A 22,050-nucleotide genomic window follows, 5' to 3' on the forward strand; every position below is an offset into this window, starting at 1 on the left:
CAATCACTTTTTTAGCAAAATTTTTATTTTATCATAAAATTATTTTTCATGTCAATCCTTTCGAACTAAGAAAATAAATTCGTAAAATATCACTAATAACCCGCAATCTTATTTACTTTTTCCACACATATATACATTCTAATTTTACCTTCTCTTTTTACATAAAAACACATTACTACATATAAGTAGTAATGTGTTTTTTATAAGGAATCGTTAAACATTCCCTATTAATTTCACGTCTATATACTAACCTGCTTACGGACTGTCTCTCTCGCTAAAAGAAAACTCATAATCACTTGCGCAGCTACTCGACTCGTCATATCTCTGAAATCAAGGGTCGGATCAATTTCTACTATATCCATCCCTTGAACGAGCGGTTCTTTACCAAGAAATTCAATCGCATCAAGTAAAGTCATACTATCCATACCGCCAGGACCAATTGCTGGACAACCTGGTGCAAATGCTTGATCTAGCACATCCATATCAAGAGAAATGTAAATAGAATCCACGCCTTGCTTTCTTAATACTTCAATACTTTCCGTGATAATATCTTTGATTTGTCGCTCTCGTACATCTTTCATTGTATACACTGTCACGCCATGTTCTTTTGCATATTCATGGTACGCACGTGCATTTGAAAAATTACGAATCCCGATTTGAACGAGTTGTTTTCCTGTAATGACACCATTTTCTAGTAAACTACGGAACGGTGTCCCATTTGATGGACCACCATCATCTAAATTACGTAAATCATGATGGGCATCAAATTGAATAATACCGATCTTCCCTTTACTATTTACAAATCCTGTTATACTCGGAAAACTAATTGAGTGATCCCCGCCAAGAACGATTGGTATCATATTCGGATTTACTTTCGTTACATGACCAACTGTTTTCGCAATTCGGTTATGACTTTCTTTTATATCCGTTACATGCATCGTGATATCACCACAATCATATAAGACACTTTCTTTCATATCATGTTCTTCTGTAATTGCGTACGTGCTATATGCATCTAACATCGCACGAATTGTTTTTGGAGCAAAGCTTGCTCCTGAATGACTAATAGATGGTTTAGAAAGGGGTGCTCCAATTAAGGCAGCACCGAATATTTCCACGCCTTCCTCCCAATCTTTAATCATCTCACTCCATTTCGTCACTTCACGATCAATAAACTTTGCATTCTTCTTTAAATAGTGGCCGTGCTCCACGATTGTTCACCTCTTGTATATGCGATATTACCATTCTTCCATACTGTATTTACATGACTTACGCCGTAATGATACGGTACGTAAGCATAATTGTAAGCATCCCATAAAACTAAATCTGCCTTACGACCAACTCTAATTTTCCCAGCTACATCACCACGATTAATTGCGTAAGATGAGTTAACTGTTACTGCATTCCAAACTTCTTCTGGTGTCATTTTCAGCTTGAGCATCGCGATACTCATAATAAGCTGAATGTTCTCAGTTGGACAACTACCTGGGTTAAAGTCTGTAGCTAAAGCAACTGCAACACCTTCATCAATCATTTTACGTCCACGAGCAAAGCTTTCTTTATTTAAATAGAAAGTTGTTCCTGGTAATAAAGTGGCTACTGTATTAGAGTTTGCAAGCATTTCAATTCCTTTATCAGAAGCGCCAACTAAATGGTCCGCTGATGCTGCACCAATTTCAGCCGCCGCTTCCGCACCACCAAGAGGGTCGATTTCATCTGCATGAATTTTTACATCAAAGCCAAGCTCTTTCGCTTTTAATAAAAACTCTTTTGATTCTTCGACAGAGAACACACCTGTTTCGCAGAAAATATCAACGAATTCAGCTAATTGCTTCTCTTTCATTTCTGGTAGTAGGTCTAACATCCATTGTAAAAATTCTTTCGATCTACCTTTATACTCTTTCGGAACTGCATGAGCACCTAAAAATGTGGAAACTAAATCGATTGGATGCTCTTTTTGTAATTGCGCAGTTGCCTCTAATTGTTTCCATTCCGTCTCATCATCTAATCCATAACCACTCTTCGCTTCTACAGTTGTAACTCCGAAAGATAACATACGGTCTAAATGGAATTTCGCTTTTTGAACAAGTTCTTCTCTCGACGCCTGTTTCGTTGCATTTACAGTTGACAGAATACCTCCGCCTTGTTCTAAAATTTCTAAGTACGGAACTCCTTGTAATTTTAGTGCGATTTCATTTTCACGAGATCCACCAAATACAAGATGAGTATGCGGATCAACAAGACCAGGAGAAACCATTTTCCCTCCGCAATCAATAACTTCTTTCGCTTGTAATCCTTTCGCTTCTTCCGCTGTTCCAACGAAAGTAATTACGCCATTTTCAATTCCAACCGCACCGTTTTCGATAACAGGAAGCGTGTTCATCGCTTCCCGTCTTAACAAGCCATCTTCTTGATCCATTGTTAGTAATTGACCGATATTTATTAGTAAAGTGTCCAGCATGTTTTCTCCTCCTTATTTCATCATCGGAATGTTAACGCCTTTTTCTTTCGCAGTTTCCACAGCTAAGTCATATCCTGCATCAACGTGACGAACAACACCCATACCAGGATCAGAAGTTAATACGCGCTCAATACGTTTTGCTGCTGCTTCTGTTCCATCTGCAACGATAACCATTCCAGCATGAAGTGAATAACCCATACCAACGCCACCACCGTGGTGAACAGACACCCAGCTCGCACCGTTTACACTGTTAATTAATGCATTTAAAATTGGCCAATCGGCTACTGCATCACTACCGTCTTTCATCGCTTCTGTTTCACGGTTTGGAGATGCTACTGATCCGCAATCTAAATGGTCACGACCGATAACAATTGGTGCTGATAATTCACCATTTGCCACCATTTCATTAATAATGCGACCAAATTTCGCGCGCTCACCGTAACCTAACCAACAAATACGAGATGGAAGACCTTGGAACTCAACTTGCTGACGAGCCATACGAATCCAGTTACATAAATGCTCATTATCCGCAAACTCACGTAATATTACTTCGTCTGTTTTATAAATATCTTCTGGATCACCAGAAAGTGCTACCCAGCGGAATGGTCCTTTACCTTCGCAGAATAATGGACGGATAAATGCTGGAACGAATCCTGGGAAATCGAATGCATTTTTCAAACCTTCATCGAAAGCAACTTGGCGAATATTATTTCCATAATCAAATGTAATTGCGCCTTTTTCTTGCATAGCAAGCATTGCTTCTACATGTTTTGTCATGCTTTCTTTTGATAATTGTACGTAACGTTCTGGATCTTCTTCACGAAGTTTCGCTGCTTCTTCTAATGTGTAACCTACTGGAATGTAACCGTTTAATGGATCATGAGCAGATGTTTGATCTGTAACTAAATCTGGCGTGATATTACGCTTCACTAGTTCTGGTAAAATCTCCGCTGCATTTCCTAACAATCCGATTGAAATCGGTTCTTTCTTCTCTTTATACTCGTTCGCAATCGTTAATGCTTCTTCTAATGATTCTGTATACATATCACAGTATCTCTTTTCAATACGACGATCGATGCTGCGCTTATCAACATCAATAGCAATGACAACACCGCCGTTCATCGTTACAGCAAGAGGTTGTGCACCACCCATACCACCTAAGCCAGCAGTAAGTGTTAATGTACCTTTTAATGAACCATCGAAATGTTGACGTGCCGCTTCGCCAAACGTTTCATATGTTCCTTGTAAAATACCTTGTGTTCCAATATAAATCCAGCTCCCTGCTGTCATTTGTCCGTACATCATAAGACCTTTTTTCTCTAGTTCACGGAAGTGATCCCAGTTCGCCCACTTCGGTACTAAGTTTGAGTTCGCTAAAAGAACGCGAGGTGCATCTTCATGCGATTTAAAGATTGCAACTGGTTTTCCTGATTGAACAAGTAATGTTTCATCGCTTTCTAACGTTTTTAATGAATCTACAATCGCCTGATAGCTTTCCCAGTTACGAGCTGCACGGCCAATTCCGCCATATACAACTAATTCTTCTGGTTTTTCAGCAACTTCAGGATCTAAATTGTTCATTAACATACGAAGTGCAGCTTCTTGAACCCACCCTTTCGTTTGTAATTCAGTACCTCTTGGCGCGCGAATTGTTTGTTTAACTTTTTCCATTTCAATCTCTCCCTTTTCTCATTTTATAGTGCTGCGTTTACATCTAATCTTTCTTTTATCGAATAATTCGTTTTTAGCCAATATGCAATATTTTCAATATCCGTTGAGAATATGCGATCATTTGTAATAGAAGGTACTTGTTGACGGCCTTGATGGTAGAAGCTCTTCGTCACTGTACTCATGTTTTCAATACCGCGATATTCTGCTGCTTGCATCGCACAAATCATCTCAATTGAAAGAACACGTCTTACATTTTGAATAATTTGATGTGCATGGCGTGAAGCGATTGTTCCCATACTTACGTGATCCTCTTGGTTAGCTGATGACGGGATTGAATCAACACTCGCTGGATGTGCTAACGTTTTATTTTCAGAAACAAGTGACGCTGCAGCATATTGCATAATCATTGCACCAGACTGAAGTCCTGGTTCTGGACTTAAAAATGGAGGTAAATCATTTAATTGCGGATTTACTAAACGCTCGATACGACGCTCTGAAATATTTGCAAGTTCCGCCATTCCTACTTTTAAGAAGTCCATCGCAAACGCAATCGGTTGACCATGGAAATTACCACCCGAAATTACTTTTTCCCCACCATCAAAGATTAGTGGATTGTCCGTTGCTGCATTCATTTCAATTTCTAATTTTTCTTTCACATAATTTAAAACTTGCCAAGAAGCACCGTGTACTTGCGGGATACAACGAAGTGAATATGCATCCTGTACACGTAGTTCCCCTTGTTTTGTTGTTAATTTACTATCATGAAGGATGTCACGAATTCTGCTCGCTACTTCCACTTGCTCTTTATAACCACGCGCTTTATGAACATTTTCATCAAATGCATCAATAATGCCTTGTAATCCTTCAATTGTCATCGAAGCAATAAATTCAGCTTGATACGCCATCGCTTCTGCTTCTATATAAGAAAGAACTCCTTGCGCTGTCATCGCCTGCGTACCATTAATTAATGCAAGCCCTTCTTTCGCTTCAAGTTCAATCGGCTCAAGACCTTCTTCTGTAAGAGCAACCATCGCATGAACGCGTTTCCCCTTATAGAACACTTCACCTTCGCCTAATAATACAAGCGCAAGATGAGATAAAGGTGCTAAATCGCCACTCGCACCAAGTGAACCTTGTTGCGGAACGACTGGGTGAATTTTACGATTTACAAACTCAAGAAGCATATTTACAACAAGTGGTCTAACACCAGATACTCCTTTTAGCATCGTGTTCGCTCGTAAAATTAACATACCGCGTGATACTTCTTCAGGGAATGGATCACCTATACCGCATGCATGTGACTGAATTAAATTGTGTTGAAGTGCCTTTACATCATCTTTTTGAATAAGCACATCACTGAACTTTCCAAATCCAGTTGTAATACCGTAAACGACTTTTCCGTCCTCTACAATTTTCTCAACAACTTCGCGGCACTCCGCCACCTTTTGCATACTATTTGGACAAGCTGTTACACCTTCCCCTTCAAGTAACAACCTCTTCATTTCTTCAATTGTCAATGTGTGTCCTGTTAACGTAATCATTCTTTTTCCTCCTTAAAAAGGCAAAAGGGGACCTTATCTTTTTAAGACATACTTCTGTCCTAAAAAAGTAAGGCCCCCTTCTAACTAATAGACTATGGGCAAATCATATGTGATTAATTCCTAAACCAATCGCCTCATGCTCAGATCCTTTTACAGGTGCACCAATCGTTCCATATAATGCAACAGCAACCCATTCGCCTTCTTTTTTTCCGTCGTATGGTCTACCGCGCACAATCGCAAAGCGAAGTCCTACTGTACGAAGAACGTCTGCTAACTGAATTTGACCTCTCGTCACTCCGTACAAAGCTTCCATAATTGCATGATAAAGTGCATGTGTTTCTCTGTAAACATCTGTTTCAATAACTTGGGTGCTCTTAGCCGCTGTTTCCATTGCTGCTACAACTTTTTGCGAATTCATCGAACCCACTTTCCCCGTACAATACTTCCAACCTTTTGGAATAGATAATACAGGGCTTTCATTCTCATCCGCAAGTGCCAACAACATGGCCATACGACCAATTCGATGTGTTCCTTGAAGAAGCATGTGACTCTCTCATTTCTTTTAATTATTTGAATATTTCTTAATTTAAGAATATATGAAAACGGTTAAATCGTCAATAGTTTAAACTCACATTCAAACAATTTTTTCACCTCCTCCATTTGTGTACACAAATTATTTACACAAATTTTCCAGGCGTGCTATAGTCTCACTAACAGATGCAAAGGGGCGATATTTCAATGACGAAGCGAAAAGATATTCATTTTCGAATTGAAGAAAAATTACTTGAAAGGTTTGAATCTGCACTCCATTACGAAGGTTTAAAGAAAACCGACGTATTAACACATGCGATTCAGCAATTTTGCACGAAGGTGGAATGTGAAAAAATGAATGATGTAAAACGCCAATATAACGTAAGCAACCATTTACAAACACGTATCGATACGCATAAACGTTACGAAGAAAAACAAGTAAATTTAGATGAACTCGTCATGGAACATTTACAACTTCAAGGAGAAGAAAAAATATTAGAGGTTGGGTGTGCTAATGGAAATTTTCTTTCCCTTTTACAAACTAACGGTCATAAAGGCCAACTAACCGGTTTTGATCAATCGAAAACGATGCTTTCTGAAGCTGCAATAAAAAATAACATAATTGAATGGAGACTAGGGGATGCTGGTAAACTTCCTTTTGAAGCTAATCGCTATGACTGGGTCATCGCAAGACATATGTTATATCACATGAAAGATGTCGAAAAAACAATCCAAGGATTCCATAAAGTAATTCGTCCTGGTGGCTCACTTTTAGCTACAACAAATTCTAACGTTACATTACCTCGTATAGTTGAAATGTGTAACCGCATGTTAGACGCATTTGATTTGCCAAAAACAACATCATCAGTCACTCCATTTTGTTTAGAAAATGGTAAAGAGATATTACAGTCTATCTTTCCAATTGTTGAAGTAACAGTTATTCATAATGCTCTCATTTTTCATCATGCTACTCCGATTGTAAACTATATTTCTAGCATGTTTCCGTCGCTAAATATACCTGATAATACACTTCTTCACGAGGAAATGAAGGAATGGCTAATAGAAGAAGTAGAAAATGAATTGTCACTTCATAACGGTATATGGCGCGATCCGAAAACGTTAGCCATTTATCGATGTCAAAAAGAAAAAAGCTAGCATTAGCTAGCTTTTATACATTCTCAGGCAAAAGCTTCTCCATCATCACATTCCCTTTACCACCGTAAAAATTTATATTATGTTCGTTTGCTACTCCAAAATAAGAGGCAATCGCTATTCCAAATGGTACAAATGCATGCCCCTGTGCTGTAATAATATTTGAATGTTGCACAACTTCTTCATACACAAAATTTTCTACTGGAAAACAATCTAATTTTTTATAATCCATAGTTACTGTATACGAGATTTCTTTGAATAAGCCTGCTTTTGCTAGCGCATACGGTCCAGCACAAATAGCAGCTACTAATTTTTCTTGTTCGTGAAATTGACGAATGACTAAAAAGAGTCCTTCTGCATCCTTCATATGTATTGCATCTCCGCCTGGAATAATAATCCCCTCATATTGTTCTACACGTACTTCCCTTAATTCTATATGTGGTTGCACTTGCAAACCTGTTTCACTAATAATCAATTCGTTCGTTAAGCCCGCTGTAATGATTTCATATTTATTTTTCAGCAATGCTGTTGCTACTGTTATTTCAAACTCCGCAAATGTTGGATATACGAATAGTAGTATTTTTTTCATAACCCTCTCTCCTTTAACCAATCCATAAAATATACCTCTAACTCTTCCGCTGTTAATCTATTCGTGTCCACATAAGTTACAGGAAATTGTTTATACCAATCTTTTTCAATTTCTACTAATTTAAATTGCTCCTCAAATGTACTTCGATTTCTTGTCCTATCATTATTTTTTCTATTGTATAAATTACTTTCCGATCCATCTAAATAAACAATAGCATCCGAACGGCATTCTCTTAATTTATATAATTCATCTTTCAATTCAATTTCTATATCCCACTTTTCCCCTATAATCGTTGGATAAAAGAGTGTATAAAATTCAATATCTTCTGGTCCGCGATCGAAAATAATGACTAAATCTTTTGCATTTTTAAACTCTTTTATTTTAGCTTCTATAAACATTTTTTGATTTATAATAAACCCTTCTTTTGAATTCATATCTAAATTTAATTGTTTTCGCTTTTCTACAATTGGATATGGATTTTCATATATAACTGAAAGCCCACATCTCTCTAACCTTTTAGCCAATGTTGTCTTTCCACTTGCCATCAATCCTTGGAGTGAAATTACATATGCCATTCCTCTCATTCCCTTGCATTTTAGTATATCTAAAATATACAGAATTTTAAAAACTATCAACAGAATATATATCATCTTGTTTCTTATTCTTATCTAACTTATAATAAAAATAGAGATTATGACGGACGCATCAATAATGTAAGCTTGGAAATCCAAGCTTACATTATTTTTTGCTTTCCCTTTTCTAATAAAAAGAGTATACTAGTTTAGAACGTATGTTCTTAATGATTACATACAGTAAGGAGATAGAACAATGGTATACGATACAAAAGCAATTTCTTGGAATGAGTCTTTAAAACAACTTCAACGCCGCTATACAAACAAACAAGTTGATCGAAAAGAATTTGAAGATATTGAACTGATGGAATTCTTCCGCGATAACGACTACATTTCTTTACCTACACATATAAGCGGCCTATCAACAGTACGTTTTACTTCTTACTCTATTTTCACAACTGAAGATAAAGATCGTAAAGTTGGCACATTAATCATTGAATATGTAGAAGATGATAATAATAATTTATGTGTTGAACAACTATACTTTGTTTAAATGATAACGCTTGGTCAAAATGACCAAGCGTTCTTGCTTTCTATGAATCTCACTGTTTATAATATGAATAAAAGAAAACCGCAATCATTAAGGGGGGATAAGCTTGCTCGAAGGGTGGTTCAGTTGGTTCATAGTGCTATGGACTGTTATTTTATTAGGACTTATGTCTATCGGTGGATACTTTATGTTCAGAAAATTCCTAAAACGATTACCGAAAGAAGATGGTATGTCCATTTTAGATTGGGAAGAGCACTATATTAATAAAACTAGACATTTATGGGATGAAGAACAAAAACAATTGTTAGAAGAGCTCGTAAGTCCTGTTCCAGAACTATTTCGCGATGTTGCTAAATCAAAAATTGCTGGCAAAATCGGAGAACTGGCATTACAAGAAAAGGCCTCTCAAATTACACAAGATTTAATTATTAAAGGATATATTATTGCTACACCGAAGCGTGATCATAAATTTTTAGTAAAAAAACTGCAAGAAAAAGAGATTGATTATTCAAATTATAAAAATTTATTAGCAAAATAATCTTCATTTTTCAAACAAGTTAACCGCAAGACTAAACAATTTATAAGTTGCAATTGGAAGAAAAAATTATTAATAATATCAATAAAAAAACAGCGTCTTTGACGCTGTTTTTTCTGTACAGATATATACTTCACGTTAGTTTCATATCTTTTTCATTATAAAAACCATCTTCTTTTTCCATTTCCTTCTGTAATTTCGTAAAGGAACGGTACATGGCAATTCTCCATGAAACAATCATCGCGAACGCCAGTAAGAAGAACATGCCACTAAGTTGTCCTAAATCAAGAGATTGGCTTAAGTATGTTTTAAATACAATCCGCACGACAAGTAATCCAATTAATATAAAAACAAAGGCTTTTGAACGCTTCAAATAAATCTCTTGTCCTCTAATTTCAAATTTAGATGTTTTAATAAGGAAAATAGAGAAAAACAAACCGACTCCAATTGCTTCTAACATTTCTGCTGGAGTTAATCGAAATTCAGGAAAAACAAACATCAACGCTCCCGTGCTCATGAAAAATGGTGGAAGTATAATTTTTTTCAATGTTGCAGGTTTCTTAGCTGCTTTTAAACGAATAAACATCGCACCAACAGCCATACAAACAGCAACGATACTGGATAAAACAACTATGTTCATATTTTCTCATCCTTTTTTGTGGCTATATGCAAAATATACTTTCATTATATGCTTTTCCGTTAGTATTTCCAACATTTTCACGGAATAATACTAAAAACCGGTAAAACCACCAAATAAACTTGAGAAATATACGATAATTCTCGTCATCCAGTTAAAATATAGGAAGATACCCATGACAACCATAACGTATCCTCCAATTTTCATGAATTTCATACTATTTCTTTTAATCCAAGACATTTTCGTAATAAAGAATGATAGCACGAAAAATGGGATAGCAAATCCAAGTATGTATGCTATCATATAAATCATTGCTGATTCTGGATTTGTTGCTGCTAATCCAATGACAGACACTAAAATAGGTCCAGTACAAGGTGTCCACCCTGCAGCAAAGGCCAACCCAATTAGAACGGATCCAAAATAGCCACTCGGACGATTTTTAAACGTAAATTTACGGTCTTGCATTAAAAACTTTGGCTTAAACACACCGACAATAATAAGACCGAACACGATGATAAATATACCACCTAACTGTCTAATTAAATCTTTATAATTTGTAAAGATGCCTCCAATAAAACTTGTACCAAACCCAATTGCAATAAATATAATTGAAAATCCAAGTAAGAAAAACGCTGTATGTATCATACTTCTTTTGCGAAGCATTGCATTTTCTTCTTTCAACTCAGAAACCGACATACCTGTTATGTACGATAAAAATGCCGGATAAAGCGGTAAGCAACATGGGGAAATAAATGATAGAAATCCAGCGCCAAACGCTAAAAAAATACTAATATCTTGCATAATTCCACTCCTCTCCTTACATATTGTAGCAAAAACACATAAAAATACTATGAACAATTCGTGAACTCACTTTAACAACGTGATAATAAGAAAAACTACCCTTACAAACAGTTTCTAATAAAACGTTTTCATTTCCTTCTATTATATAGAACAATCTCAATTGGACTACGAAACTTCTCTAATTGTTATTAACATAACAAAGGTAACATAGTTTCTCAAATGATTAGCACACTATAATGGACTCCCCTTCTATCTCCCTAAAAAATATTTTTTTCAAATGCTGTCTTTATACAATAAGAAGCTGATTTTACAATACTTTTATTATTACTAATTTCAAGATTATGCATAAATATCATACTTTTATTATTATTCTATAAAATGTCACACTTTTCTTTTATTTGACCCTTTATTTTTAATTTTGTATACTTCCCTCTAGTTATATATGTCCGTTAGGAACAATTTCATATAGATGGGAGGAATTTTTCATGCTTCGTTATTCTCTTTTAGTTTTATTAGGAGCGTGTAGTTATGGGATTTTAGCTATTTTCGTTAAACTTGCCTATGCAGAAGGGTTTTCACTTGGAGAGGTAATTGGCAGCCAATATTTGTTCGGTTGGATTATTTTGCTTGCTATTACACTTCTATTTTCTAGACATCGTGTTCCATTAAAACAAGCGTTAATTTTATTCGTTGCAGGTACATCTGCAAGTTTTACTGGAATTTTTTATTATGCTTCATTAAAAACTGTACCGGCATCTATTGCAATTATACTTTTATTCCAATTCGTTTGGGTCGGAATTATTATTGAAGCAGTCGCAACAAAAACATTACCTTCAAGAGAAAAGGTTATTTCCGTTATTTTCTTACTTGCAGGTACATTTTTATCAAGTGGTTTACTAGAGAAATCAGCAGGTGATTTCGATATGACTGGAATCATACTAGGTTTATTATCTGCTGTTACATTCGCAACATACATTTTCGTGAGCGGAAAAGTTGCTGTTGAAGTGCCTTCATTACCGCGCGGTGTTCTCTTAATGACTGGCGCTTTAACTTTAGTAATGATCGTATTCCCGCCAACCTTTATTTTTAGCGGTGCAATTTCTGAAGGACTTTGGAAATACGGTTTAGGATTAGGAACATTTAGTATCGTTATTCCTTCTATCGCCTTTACAATCGGTATTCCAAAGATCGGTTCTGGCTTAGCGACTATTCTTGGTGCAGCAGAACTACCAGTTACAACAATTATGTCTGTATTCGTTTTAAAAGAAGCGGTGCTATCTTCACAATGGATCGGTGTATCACTTATTTTAATCGGTATTGCAATCCCGCAAATTGCCTATGCAATGCGTGGACGTTATCGTAAACATCATACACACAAAAAATTGGCAGCATAAAACAAGAGAGGATTTTCATTTGAGAATCCTCTCTTTTCTTATTGTATAATTAATGTAAATACATTAATTAAGAAAGAAGGCATTATACGTGGCAGCAAATCTAGAGCAATTAACTGAGATGCTAATTTCTATTCGTCGAAATTTACATGAGCATCCAGAATTATCATACGAAGAATTTGAAACGACGAAGACTATAAAAAATTGGTTAGAAAAGAAAAACATTACGATTATAAATTCTAGTTTAGAAACAGGCGTTATTGCTGAAATTTCAGGGAATAATAGCGGACCAATTATAGCACTCCGTGCTGATATTGATGCCCTTCCTATTCAAGAAGAAACAAATTTACCGTATGCTTCAAAAATTCCCGGTAAAATGCATGCTTGTGGGCATGATTTTCATACAGCTGCTATTATAGGTGCCGCTTATTTATTAAAAGAAAAAGAATCTTCTCTTGGTGGAACTGTACGCTTTATATTCCAGCCAGCTGAAGAAAGTAGCAATGGTGCTTGCAAAGTAATTGAAGCCGGGCATTTACATGGCGTGCAAGCTATTTTCGGTATGCATAATAAACCTGATTTACCAGTAGGTACAATCGGTATTAAAGATGGTCCACTGATGGCCGGGGTCGATCGATTTGAAATTGAAATTCACGGAGTTGGTACACATGCAGCTGTACCAGATGCTGGGGTAGACCCTATTGTCGCCTCCTCTCAAATCGTGATGGCACTCCAAACAATTGTAAGCCGAAATATAAGCTCTTCACATAATGCCGTCGTCAGTGTCACAAGCATCCATTCAGGAAGTACGTGGAACGTAATTCCTGAAAAAGCAACGCTGGAAGGAACTGTACGTACATTCCAAACTGAAACACGTGAAAAGATTCCTGCACTAATGAAACGTATTATTCAAGGGGTTTCTGATGCATTAGGTGTAAAAACAGAATTTCGTTTTTATGCAGGTCCTCCTGCTGTTCATAACGATACATCTTTAACAAACTTATCCTCTCAAGTTGCTGAAAAAATGAATTTAAATATCATCTCTCCTACCCCGTCAATGGCCGGAGAAGATTTTTCTTTTTATCAACAAGAAATACCTGGCTCATTCGTTTTTATGGGAACGATTGGTACACATGAATGGCATCATCCAGCTTTTACAGTAGATGAGCAAGCATTACCTATAAGTGCAGAATACTTCGCTTTGTTAGCTGAAAAAGCACTTAAACACTTTGCATAAAAAAGAGCCGTTAAGAAATACTTAACGGCTCCTTTTTTAAGTTAAATCACGTTTTAAAAATACTATATAGGAAATGCTTAAAAATACAAATAAATATAGTAATAACATACATGAAGCAAACGGGAATGTTACTCCATCAATAAAACTTCCATTCTTTGAAATACTGTATAAATCTGTATTTTCTGGCAATAAATATTTCGCCCAATCATATCTAGTTGCTGCTAGTAATGCAATATTTCCTGATAAAGCAAGAAATAGTGAAATACCAATCGCGCCCCCACTAGATCTTGTTAATACAGAAATCATAAATGCAAACGCTGCGTACACAATGGTCGGCAACCACGATAAAATATAATACTTACTAGCTTCCACAAAAATATTTTGTTTTATAATATTTCCATCTTGGAAAATAAGCTCGCTCCATGCAGGCTGTTGGAATTTATAAATAACAAGTCCACATAAAGTGGAGAAAATCATATTAAATATAAACAATAACGCTGCAAATATCACAATTGCTAAAAATTTAGCTGTCAAAATTTTAAATCGACTCGCTGGTCGTATCGTTAAAAATTTATATGTTCCCCAGCTATATTCATTCGCAAAAATTGTACTTGCATACACGAGGATAAATGGGAGCAATATTGGAAATACGATAAAACCTGTATCTCTCATGAAAGAAAGCGGAGAACTGCTTGCCGGTGCTGTATCTGTATCTAAATGCTTCATCTTAAGCTGATATTCCTTTACAAGCTCGTCCCCAGATCGTTCTGCTAATATAGATTCTTTTTTCATACCTAGCTTTTTCTCTATTTCTACAGTTCGTTCTGTATAATCGGCTTTCCATCCTTTTGTTTCCGGTTCTAAATACTTTACCGTGACCCATCCTAATCCAATTATTAATACTGCAATAACTGCAAAGGGAATAATCGTTCGCTTTCGCTTAAATATTTTATACAGTTCGTTATACACTAGATTAAACAATATCTTTTCCCCCTGTTAATTCTAAAAATTGCTCTTCTAACGTTTTTCTTTCTTCATATACACGATACACTTGAATATTTTTCTCAAGCAATATACGAATAACATTTGGGATTTCTTCATCTTTTACATGAATAAGTAGATCATTACCTTTTATTAAAACATCTTGGTCTAACATTTCTGCTGCTTTATTTGCATCATCTACACGTATACGGATTGTCTCCATCTCTTCGCTTTGATTATGCTGAATATTTTGCGTCGCCACATATTCTCCATGCTGAATAATGATAACTCTATCACACATTAATTCAACTTCTGAAAGTAAGTGACTAGATACAAGTACCGCTTTTCCTTGTTCATGTGCAATTTTCTTTATGTACATTCTCATTTCATGTATTCCACTAGGATCTAATCCATTCGTTGGTTCATCTAATATTAATACATCTGGATCGTGAATAAGCGCTTGAGCAATTCCTAAACGTTGTCTCATGCCGAGTGAATATGCTTTTACTTTTCGGTCAATTACTTGTCCCATCCCTAACAATTTCACTACTTCATCGATACGTTCTTCCGTCACGTTACCATTCATTCGTCCGAAATATGTTAAATTTTCATAGCCGCTCAAAAAAGGATAAAATTCCGGTGTCTCAATTACTGCTCCAATTTTCTCAGCAGTACTTTCAAATTGCTGTTTTACAGATTGACCGTCAATCCAAACTTCACCCTCTGTCATACGAATCATGCCGACCATCATTCTCATTAAAGTCGTTTTTCCAGCACCATTTGGTCCGAGCAAGCCAACTACTTCACCCTTTTTAACTTCGAAACTAATATTTTCTACAAGTGTCTTTGAACCGATTCGTTTCGTTAACCGCTCAACCTTTACAATTGATTGTTCATTTGTCATACTATACAACCTTTCCTTCCCATGCTTTGTCAGGTCTTTACACTGTAACATGATTATTTTTATGTGTAAAATAAGAAAAGGCATGATTTCTCATGCCTTTTCCTTGAATTAAAACGAATTTTCATCTTGTAAACTTTGAACAAATCGAAAACATTGCATCATCGATAATAGGACGATCACAATCATAATTATACTAACAACTACGATTGCATATATTGTAATCGGTGCACTATTTATCCCTTGTATTCCTGCTATTTTCATAAAGATAATCGTAAATAATTTCAAAAATAACATCCCATTCACTAATCCAAAAACAAACGCTGCTCCATAAATAAATAATTGCTCCTGACATAATAAACATAGTACGTCATTTCTCTTCCTATTCTCTGCTACATAAGATTTAATTTCCTCTTTCCTCACTTGCAGAAGAGAAAACGTTATTTTATATGTAGTAAAAATACAAATAAAAATGAATACAATAAACAACATGTAAAAGCTCATTTGAAATAAAAGTGTAGTCTCTAATTTCCCAATAGCTCCTTCATTAAATTGGAGCGATATCATAAAAAATAAAATCATAGTACTCATAGCAACCCACATGAATTGCTTCATCCTTTTGGCAGCAAATGTTCTTATATTTTTTCTCACTAACTGACATAAAGACATATGTTCTTCCCCTACCTCACTTCATACCATACTCATTCTATACTACTAGTGTATAAAAATATGACATTTTAAACATCGCACTACAATCTGAATTTGTTCTAAGTCTTTAGTCCTAGAAAATAAAATAGGAAATAAATCATATCAAGGATATAATTGTAAAAAAGGGAGGGATTTCATGCGCATAAAATTGCTATTAATCTTTTCTTTATTATTTCTCACAAGTTGTATCCCACTTAAAAACAATGCAGATGCCATTGTTGAGCCATATAAATTAACAAAAGAACAATCTTCTATTTTACAAATAACTCCTTTTCAAGAAGGCAATAGCATGTTTTATAGCGTTACCCTAAAAAATGAAAAAGATAAAATACATGCTACAATTGATTATTATCAAAATGGTAAAAAAACAAACGTAATTGCGAATATAGCTACCTCCCATTTTCAAGAAAAGAAAGTAAAGCTTTCTTTTTTACCACCTCAATCCCAACTCGATAAAGATGTACAAGTGCAAAAACATTGGTATGTTAATATTGAAGGTAGTTCCATGCTCGCTCCTGAAGAAGCACCTCCAATCATAAATAGCTCTACCTCTACTACTCTTCAATCTGCTATAAACTTAACATACAATCAAAAGACGACTTTAGCGGCTATAATAAAAACGAATAAAGAAACCGTAAGAATTCCAATGCTTGAGGAAAAAACTACTATTGAACAATTATTACAAGAAAACGAACATGTTTATCTCTTTAGTATAGAACTAAAAAAGAACACTAAAGCGGAAATGCAATATAATTGCATTTCCGCTTTAGTGTTTAACGAGGTGTACTTTTTAACAAATTAATTAATCTCATCCTCAACTTCTATTCTTTTCTTCTCTCTTGCAATTTTCAAAAACTCTAAAAGTTCTGGATTAGTATTCATTTTTTTGTACGCTACTGACATTTCTGCAACAAAATTAGAATCACATAACTCTTTATATACGACTTCGGTTTTATACAATTTATTCGCCGATACAGGTATTACCGTAATTCCGATTCCTGCCGCTACAAGTCCCATAACTGTTTGATATTCCGTTGCTTCTTGTACAATGTGTGGACTAAATCCTACGTCGCGGCAAAGTGATAAAATTGTATCGTATAACGCTGGCCATACCGGTCTCGTAATAAATACGAACGGTTCGTCTCTTAAATCTTCAATATGTATTTCATCCTTTTCAGCAAGTGGATGTGCCTTCGGTAAACATAACGTACAAGAAAGCTTTTGAATTGGTTCTAACTCTAGTAATTGCGTTGGAATTGGCGGACGCAAAAAGCCAATATCAATACGGTTATCGTGAAGTGCATGCACCTGATCCGGTGTTGACAGTTCATGTAATGCAACAGACACTCTCGGAAATTTCTTTCTATACTCCCTTACGATAGATGGTAAAATATCATATATCGCCGCACCTACAAAACCAATTGAAAGTGAGCCCACTTCTCCCCTTTGGGCACTTTGTGCAACTTCTACTGCTTTATCAATTTGTTCGAACGCTTTTTTTACTTCTTTTAAAAACATTTCTCCAGCTTCTGTTAATTCAACTTTTCTCTTCGTTCTTGAAAATAACATAACTCCCATTTCTTTTTCTAATTGCTGAATTTGTTGACTAAGCGGTGGTTGTGTCATTTGTAAACGAGCAGCTGCTCGTCCAAAGTGTAACTCCTCTGCCACTACAACAAAATATTGCAAATGCCGTAATTCCATTTTGGACACCCTTTTCACTTTCAATTAATACATCTAATATATTAATAACATATAATTTATATATTAGACAAATTTTTCGAATGAACGTATAGTAGAAATTGTTAATTCTTTTTTACAATTTTTATGTAAAAAAAGAAAGAGGTGGGTACTGTATGAAATGGTGGAAATTAAGCGGACAAATTTTATTATTATTTTGTTTCGCTTGGACAGGTGAATGGATTGCAAAACAGGCACACCTCCCAGTTCCAGGAAGTATAATCGGTATTTTTTTATTGTTAATTTCATTAAAATTTAACCTAGTGAAAAAAGAGTGGATACAGGACGGAGCAGACTTTTTATTAAAAGAACTTATTTTATTTTTCATTCCTTCTGCAGTCGCTATCATACGCTACAAAGATACACTATCACAATATGGAATCGATCTCATTTTAATTATTATGATTAGTACACTTTGTGTCACTCTCGCTACAGGACTCCTAACAGAATTGCTACTAAAGCGGAAAGGATCAACACAATGATCGGCTTTCTTTGTTTACTATTAACACTATTCACATATTGGATATCGAAGAAAATGTATCAACGCTGGAATTGGAGCTTACTTTCTCCTCTTCTCGTCTGCCCTATTATTTTAATTGCTTTATTACTCGGACTAGACACACCTTATGAAACATATGAAACAGGTGGTCAATGGTTAACAGAATTATTAAAGCCTGCAACAGTTGCTTTCGCATGGCCAATCTATAAATACTTTGATTTACTCAAGAAACATGGAATAGCTATTTTACTTAATGTCATTGTCGGTTCATTTTTATCAGTTATTACTTCAGCACTACTAGCTAATTATTTTCAAATTGATTCATCGTTAGAACATAGTTTAGCGCCTCATATTGTAACGACACCAATTGCAATGGCCATTTCAGAAATGATCGGTGGTATGTCACAATTAACAGCTGTATTTGTTGTTTTAACTGCGTTAACAGGAGCATTGCTCGGACCTGCTCTCATACGTATATGCCGTATTAAAACAGCGCTCGCAAAAGGCATTATGTTAGGCACTAGCGCAAATGGAACCGGTACATCAAAAGCATTCGAAATCGGCCCTGTAGAAGGAACCATTGCAAGTTTATCTATGCTTTTAACAGCAGGAGCTAGTTTAGTTATTGTTCCGCTTTTCTTGTCGTGGATACATTAAAAAAGCAAGTGTTTAAACACTCGCTTTTTTATTTATATATTTATTTAAAACCTCATAATCCTCCGGGAAAGATAGCGTTAATTCCTTCATTTCATCTATCCTCTTCCAAGCAATTTCATGTATTAACTCATCAGGACCTTGGATTTTCATACTACCGCCTATTTTTTTAACGACATAATAATGAACGTATACAGGAACCCCGTATGTAATACCCTCTTTTTCGTATATTTTATTTACAACTTCCACATTGTAACCTGTTTCTTCCCAAACTTCTCGAATACAACATTCTTCTAGTGTCTCTCCCTTTTCAAGCCCTCCACTTGGAACAGACCACCTTTTTTCTTCACCCTTTTGCCCTTGCAACACCATTAAAACTTCATTTTTTTCATTTATACATACTGCTGCACAACCTATCCATCTTTCCATATACATCCCTCCCCCTACAAAAATTCACCTTCTTTATCATTTTCTCCTTGAAAAAAGAGGAAAAAAGTAAACTAATGACGAAAAATCACATTAACTTCATAGACAATCCCTTCTTAGAAATTAAAAACGGAAGGATGAAAATATGATTTCTAAATATGTTGTGGAATGTGTCTTTTGTGAAGAAAATCGAAAACCACGCCAAGCTATCGTAACAGTTCCCGCCACTACTCAGCTACTAGCCATTGAAAAAGTTCGTGCGGAATGTAAACGTCGTTTCGGAAAAGCTTTATTATTGCAAACAGAAATTAAAGAAGAAATAACTTTTGAACAAAAAGAAAGCCGACCATAAATTGGTCAGCTTTCTTATCCGATCATATTTTCACATGAAGATTAGGGGCATCCTCTTTAAGGATCGGGATTTTCCCATTATGTACGTTCCATAATGGTCATCGAACAATATATTTCTATGCAATTAATTATTGAATAGAATAGGGCAAAACTTGTTCGCATTTTTAGAAAAGGGATAGGGATATAATTCAAGTAGTACTTCGAATACTCGAACTTTATACTCATTATATTAAAGCAAATCCTTTTATATGGGAAATATGAATTACTTACATAATTCATTCGTAAAACATATTAGTTTGCTATATTATTTTATTCCATCAATAACATACATCCAGCTACAACTGGTGTCATAATCATTGAAAGCTTCAAAAGCATACGTGGTGCATAATTTGTAAACTTCGCCCCGATATACGCTCCTAACATCGTGCCAATTAATACTTGCAATAACAGTATATAATCTAGGTAGCCTTCTGAACTATATCCTAGCCCACCTCCAATCGCAATCGGCAATATGACAAGCATGGTTGTTCCTACAGATTGCTGGATTGTTAATCCTAATAGAACCATTAATCCAAGTTGAATAAATGGTGCAGAACCAATCCCAAATGAACCAGCCATCATTCCAGTGACTAATCCGAGACATATACATTTCATTATATTGTCTTTCGAAAAATCTTTAATTTCTGCTAAAAGTAGTTCTTCCCTATTTTGAAACTTAATTAATTTAACAAACATAAAAATTGCAGATAAAAATAACATCCCAGCTGTAAACCAATGAAGAAGATGCGGTGGTATAAGTGAACCAAGCTTTGCACCAATATAAGAACCAAGTGCTCCACATCCACCAACAATCCCTCCTATAGTAACTACAACATTTCCTTCACGATAATGACTTATAACCCCAGATAATGTCGTAAATGCCATTGCAGTTAAAGACGTTGCAAGCGCAACATGAATAGGAATGCGGAATACTAAAGTGAGTATTGCGATAATAAAACCAGCTCCCCCTGCTCCAACAAATCCTAATAAAACTCCCATTACTAACATCGTTATAATAATTGCCACAGACTTTCCCTCCAGTAAAGCAATTATCCATCATATTCTTCCTTGTATACAAATAAAAAGCACCCTAGATGGATGCTTTTTATTTCAATAATATGTACTTAATCTTGATTAATCAAAATAACTGCCGGGCCAGCGACTACTACTCCAGCTACTTCTATCTTTTCAAATTCCTTTACTGTAATAGATATAACTCCTTCTCTTTCCATTAATTCTTTACTCAGGACATCAGTCGGGATTGCTTTCACCGTCTTACCTCCTTTTCATTTATACAATATGATACAGTGAAACTTTAATCAGTTGCGATTTGGTCCATTCCGCACTGATTATAATCGGGCTGCTCGTTTATGCACGATAAAAATAACCCAATGCATCTATATATATGCATCACCTCCACTTTCATTCCTTATTCCCTTCAAAACCCTTCTCTCCCTTCCGTAACGTATTGAAAAATAAAAAAGAAGCTATAACATATAGCTTCTTTTTTATTTAATCTCTCTGCACCTTATATTTCAAAACTCTACTATCTTTATCAAATTGTAAAACAAGATGTTCACTATCTATAGGGATAAAGCCACGTTCAGTTCCAAGATAGTACGAAGTGATAACCCCGTTTTCTCCATTTCTCGTTTCAGTAGGCGTTCCTAATAATTGTGTAATTTCTTCATTTGATTTTCCTGTTAATTTATATTTTTGTATTAGATCATCTACCATATGTACCCGTTTATCTTCAGCATGTAACCATCGATCTTGATTAAACTTTGAAGTGTATGTATTCATACTTAATTGTGCAGTACATACTATTAACGGAATAAGTGCTACTATTAACACTCCCGACATTTGCTTCTTTTCTTCATTACGATTTTTAGCAACATATAAGATCCACTTTTGAATCATAACTAATAAAACAAATGGCACGACTATTACAAAAACGCTCGTTACACTTAATGACGTATGAGCCATACCAATAATAAACATAAAAGCAAGATACATTAGTATATACAAACAAATATAAACATACAAAATACCCCTTAATATAGTACTCAGAAAGCCCACCTCT

At 35.4% G+C, this 22,050-nt stretch carries 27 protein-coding genes; 9 read left to right on the forward strand and 18 right to left on the reverse strand.

Translation table 11 applies throughout. The features are described from left to right. Positions 1-239 precede the first annotated feature (239 nt). From hutG to hutP, 5 genes are all read right to left on the reverse strand, one after another. Positions 240-1,211, reverse strand: coding sequence for a formimidoylglutamase (gene hutG, locus QCI41_RS08465; RefSeq protein ID WP_353837646.1), 972 nt, complete (start codon positions 1,209-1,211; stop codon positions 240-242). Further along, positions 1,190-2,461 (reverse strand): imidazolonepropionase, encoded by a 1,272-nt coding sequence (gene hutI / locus QCI41_RS08470; protein ID WP_000887534.1) that lies wholly within the window; start codon positions 2,459-2,461, stop codon positions 1,190-1,192. Before hutI ends, hutG begins: the two co-directional genes overlap by 22 nt. Positions 2,462-2,473: 12 nt before the next feature. Then, a complete protein-coding gene (hutU, locus tag QCI41_RS08475; protein WP_353837645.1) occupies positions 2,474-4,132 on the reverse strand; it encodes a urocanate hydratase in 1,659 nt (552 codons plus the stop codon). Between the two features lie 23 nt (positions 4,133-4,155). Continuing rightward, the gene (hutH, locus tag QCI41_RS08480; protein ID WP_087982075.1) at positions 4,156-5,673 is read right to left on the reverse strand and encodes a histidine ammonia-lyase; all 1,518 of its coding nucleotides are present in this window, start codon (positions 5,671-5,673) and stop codon (positions 4,156-4,158) included. A gap of 103 nt (positions 5,674-5,776) precedes the next feature. Next, the gene (gene hutP, locus QCI41_RS08485; protein ID WP_000926520.1) at positions 5,777-6,217 is read right to left on the reverse strand and encodes a histidine utilization transcription antiterminator HutP; all 441 of its coding nucleotides are present in this window, start codon (positions 6,215-6,217) and stop codon (positions 5,777-5,779) included. Positions 6,218-6,411: 194 nt separating this feature from the next. Between hutP and QCI41_RS08490 the strand changes: the two genes are divergently transcribed. Continuing rightward, a complete protein-coding gene (locus QCI41_RS08490; RefSeq protein WP_353837644.1) occupies positions 6,412-7,359 on the forward strand; it encodes a class I SAM-dependent methyltransferase in 948 nt (315 codons plus the stop codon). A 13-nt stretch (positions 7,360-7,372) separates the two neighbouring features. Here the strand turns inward: QCI41_RS08490 and QCI41_RS08495 are convergent, their stop codons facing one another. Further along, positions 7,373-7,945, reverse strand: coding sequence for a DJ-1/PfpI family protein (locus tag QCI41_RS08495; protein ID WP_087982071.1), 573 nt, complete (start codon positions 7,943-7,945; stop codon positions 7,373-7,375). Continuing rightward, positions 7,942-8,520 carry an AAA family ATPase gene (locus QCI41_RS08500; protein WP_353837643.1) on the reverse strand — a complete coding sequence of 193 codons (579 nt, stop codon included), beginning with the start codon at positions 8,518-8,520 and terminating at the stop codon, positions 7,942-7,944. The genes QCI41_RS08495 and QCI41_RS08500 overlap by 4 nt, the downstream gene beginning before the upstream one ends. A gap of 253 nt (positions 8,521-8,773) precedes the next feature. On the opposite strand from QCI41_RS08500, the gene QCI41_RS08505 reads away from it, so the two are divergent. Then, positions 8,774-9,070: a hypothetical protein gene (locus QCI41_RS08505; RefSeq protein WP_000262405.1), complete on the forward strand. Its 297-nt coding sequence runs from the start codon at positions 8,774-8,776 to the stop codon at positions 9,068-9,070. Between the two features lie 103 nt (positions 9,071-9,173). After that, positions 9,174-9,605, forward strand: a complete 432-nt coding sequence (locus QCI41_RS08510; RefSeq protein WP_353837642.1) for a DUF2621 domain-containing protein — start codon at positions 9,174-9,176, stop codon at positions 9,603-9,605. A 130-nt stretch (positions 9,606-9,735) separates the two neighbouring features. On the opposite strand, the gene QCI41_RS08515 is transcribed toward QCI41_RS08510, so the two are convergent. From QCI41_RS08515 to QCI41_RS08525, 3 genes are all read right to left on the reverse strand, one after another. Further along, entirely contained in the window at positions 9,736-10,242 is a 507-nt protein-coding gene (locus QCI41_RS08515; protein ID WP_001028637.1) for a CcdC family protein, read from the reverse strand. 90 nt (positions 10,243-10,332) lie between these two features. Beyond that, positions 10,333-11,040, reverse strand: coding sequence for a cytochrome c-type biogenesis protein CcdA (ccdA, locus tag QCI41_RS08520; protein WP_353837641.1), 708 nt, complete (start codon positions 11,038-11,040; stop codon positions 10,333-10,335). A gap of 16 nt (positions 11,041-11,056) precedes the next feature. After that, positions 11,057-11,200, reverse strand: coding sequence for a peptidase T (locus QCI41_RS08525; protein WP_087944407.1), 144 nt, complete (start codon positions 11,198-11,200; stop codon positions 11,057-11,059). A 325-nt stretch (positions 11,201-11,525) separates the two neighbouring features. Between QCI41_RS08525 and QCI41_RS08530 the strand changes: the two genes are divergently transcribed. Next, complete coding sequence (locus QCI41_RS08530; protein WP_046954537.1) at positions 11,526-12,434, forward strand: EamA family transporter; 909 nt, start codon at positions 11,526-11,528, stop codon at positions 12,432-12,434. Between the two features lie 88 nt (positions 12,435-12,522). Next, positions 12,523-13,668 (forward strand): M20 peptidase aminoacylase family protein, encoded by a 1,146-nt coding sequence (locus QCI41_RS08535; RefSeq protein ID WP_353837640.1) that lies wholly within the window; start codon positions 12,523-12,525, stop codon positions 13,666-13,668. 36 nt (positions 13,669-13,704) lie between these two features. Here the strand turns inward: QCI41_RS08535 and QCI41_RS08540 are convergent, their stop codons facing one another. The 3 genes from QCI41_RS08540 to QCI41_RS08550 all read right to left on the reverse strand — a co-directional run bounded on the left by QCI41_RS08540 (position 13,705) and on the right by QCI41_RS08550 (position 16,219). Continuing rightward, complete coding sequence (locus QCI41_RS08540) at positions 13,705-14,649, reverse strand: ABC transporter permease (RefSeq protein WP_353837639.1); 945 nt, start codon at positions 14,647-14,649, stop codon at positions 13,705-13,707. After that, positions 14,642-15,553, reverse strand: a complete 912-nt coding sequence (locus tag QCI41_RS08545; protein ID WP_353837638.1) for an ABC transporter ATP-binding protein — start codon at positions 15,551-15,553, stop codon at positions 14,642-14,644. The genes QCI41_RS08540 and QCI41_RS08545 overlap by 8 nt, the downstream gene beginning before the upstream one ends. A gap of 108 nt (positions 15,554-15,661) precedes the next feature. Further along, positions 15,662-16,219, reverse strand: a complete 558-nt coding sequence (locus tag QCI41_RS08550; RefSeq protein ID WP_000050588.1) for an FtsX-like permease family protein — start codon at positions 16,217-16,219, stop codon at positions 15,662-15,664. A gap of 175 nt (positions 16,220-16,394) precedes the next feature. Between QCI41_RS08550 and QCI41_RS08555 the strand changes: the two genes are divergently transcribed. Then, the gene (locus QCI41_RS08555) at positions 16,395-17,060 is read left to right on the forward strand and encodes a histidine kinase (RefSeq protein ID WP_353837637.1); all 666 of its coding nucleotides are present in this window, start codon (positions 16,395-16,397) and stop codon (positions 17,058-17,060) included. Here QCI41_RS08555 and alsR read toward each other — a convergent pair. After that, the gene (alsR, locus tag QCI41_RS08560) at positions 17,057-17,962 is read right to left on the reverse strand and encodes an acetoin biosynthesis transcriptional regulator AlsR (RefSeq protein WP_000423221.1); all 906 of its coding nucleotides are present in this window, start codon (positions 17,960-17,962) and stop codon (positions 17,057-17,059) included. The genes QCI41_RS08555 and alsR overlap by 4 nt on opposite strands. Positions 17,963-18,114: 152 nt before the next feature. Between alsR and QCI41_RS08565 the strand changes: the two genes are divergently transcribed. Then, the gene (locus QCI41_RS08565; protein WP_046957704.1) at positions 18,115-18,480 is read left to right on the forward strand and encodes a CidA/LrgA family holin-like protein; all 366 of its coding nucleotides are present in this window, start codon (positions 18,115-18,117) and stop codon (positions 18,478-18,480) included. Next, positions 18,477-19,154, forward strand: a complete 678-nt coding sequence (locus tag QCI41_RS08570; RefSeq protein ID WP_000578955.1) for an LrgB family protein — start codon at positions 18,477-18,479, stop codon at positions 19,152-19,154. The genes QCI41_RS08565 and QCI41_RS08570 overlap by 4 nt, the downstream gene beginning before the upstream one ends. A 12-nt stretch (positions 19,155-19,166) precedes the next feature. On the opposite strand, the gene QCI41_RS08575 is transcribed toward QCI41_RS08570, so the two are convergent. Continuing rightward, positions 19,167-19,580, reverse strand: a complete 414-nt coding sequence (locus tag QCI41_RS08575) for an NUDIX hydrolase (protein ID WP_353837636.1) — start codon at positions 19,578-19,580, stop codon at positions 19,167-19,169. A 142-nt stretch (positions 19,581-19,722) separates the two neighbouring features. Between QCI41_RS08575 and QCI41_RS08580 the strand changes: the two genes are divergently transcribed. Next, positions 19,723-19,929 carry a DUF3903 domain-containing protein gene (locus QCI41_RS08580; protein ID WP_000624203.1) on the forward strand — a complete coding sequence of 69 codons (207 nt, stop codon included), beginning with the start codon at positions 19,723-19,725 and terminating at the stop codon, positions 19,927-19,929. Positions 19,930-20,237: 308 nt separating this feature from the next. Here the strand turns inward: QCI41_RS08580 and QCI41_RS08585 are convergent, their stop codons facing one another. From QCI41_RS08585 to QCI41_RS08595, 3 genes are all read right to left on the reverse strand, one after another. Then, positions 20,238-20,993, reverse strand: a complete 756-nt coding sequence (locus tag QCI41_RS08585) for a sulfite exporter TauE/SafE family protein (protein ID WP_000974679.1) — start codon at positions 20,991-20,993, stop codon at positions 20,238-20,240. A 98-nt stretch (positions 20,994-21,091) separates the two neighbouring features. Then, positions 21,092-21,238, reverse strand: a complete 147-nt coding sequence (locus tag QCI41_RS08590) for a BC1881 family protein (RefSeq protein ID WP_000644411.1) — start codon at positions 21,236-21,238, stop codon at positions 21,092-21,094. Between the two features lie 241 nt (positions 21,239-21,479). Continuing rightward, entirely contained in the window at positions 21,480-22,046 is a 567-nt protein-coding gene (locus QCI41_RS08595) for a hypothetical protein (protein WP_080345009.1), read from the reverse strand. Positions 22,047-22,050: the final 4 nt, after the last annotated feature.

The sequence above is a fragment of the Bacillus cereus group sp. MG4 genome (assembly GCF_040460055.1).
GTDB classification, from domain to species: Bacteria; Bacillota; Bacilli; order Bacillales; family Bacillaceae_G; genus Bacillus_A; species Bacillus_A wiedmannii.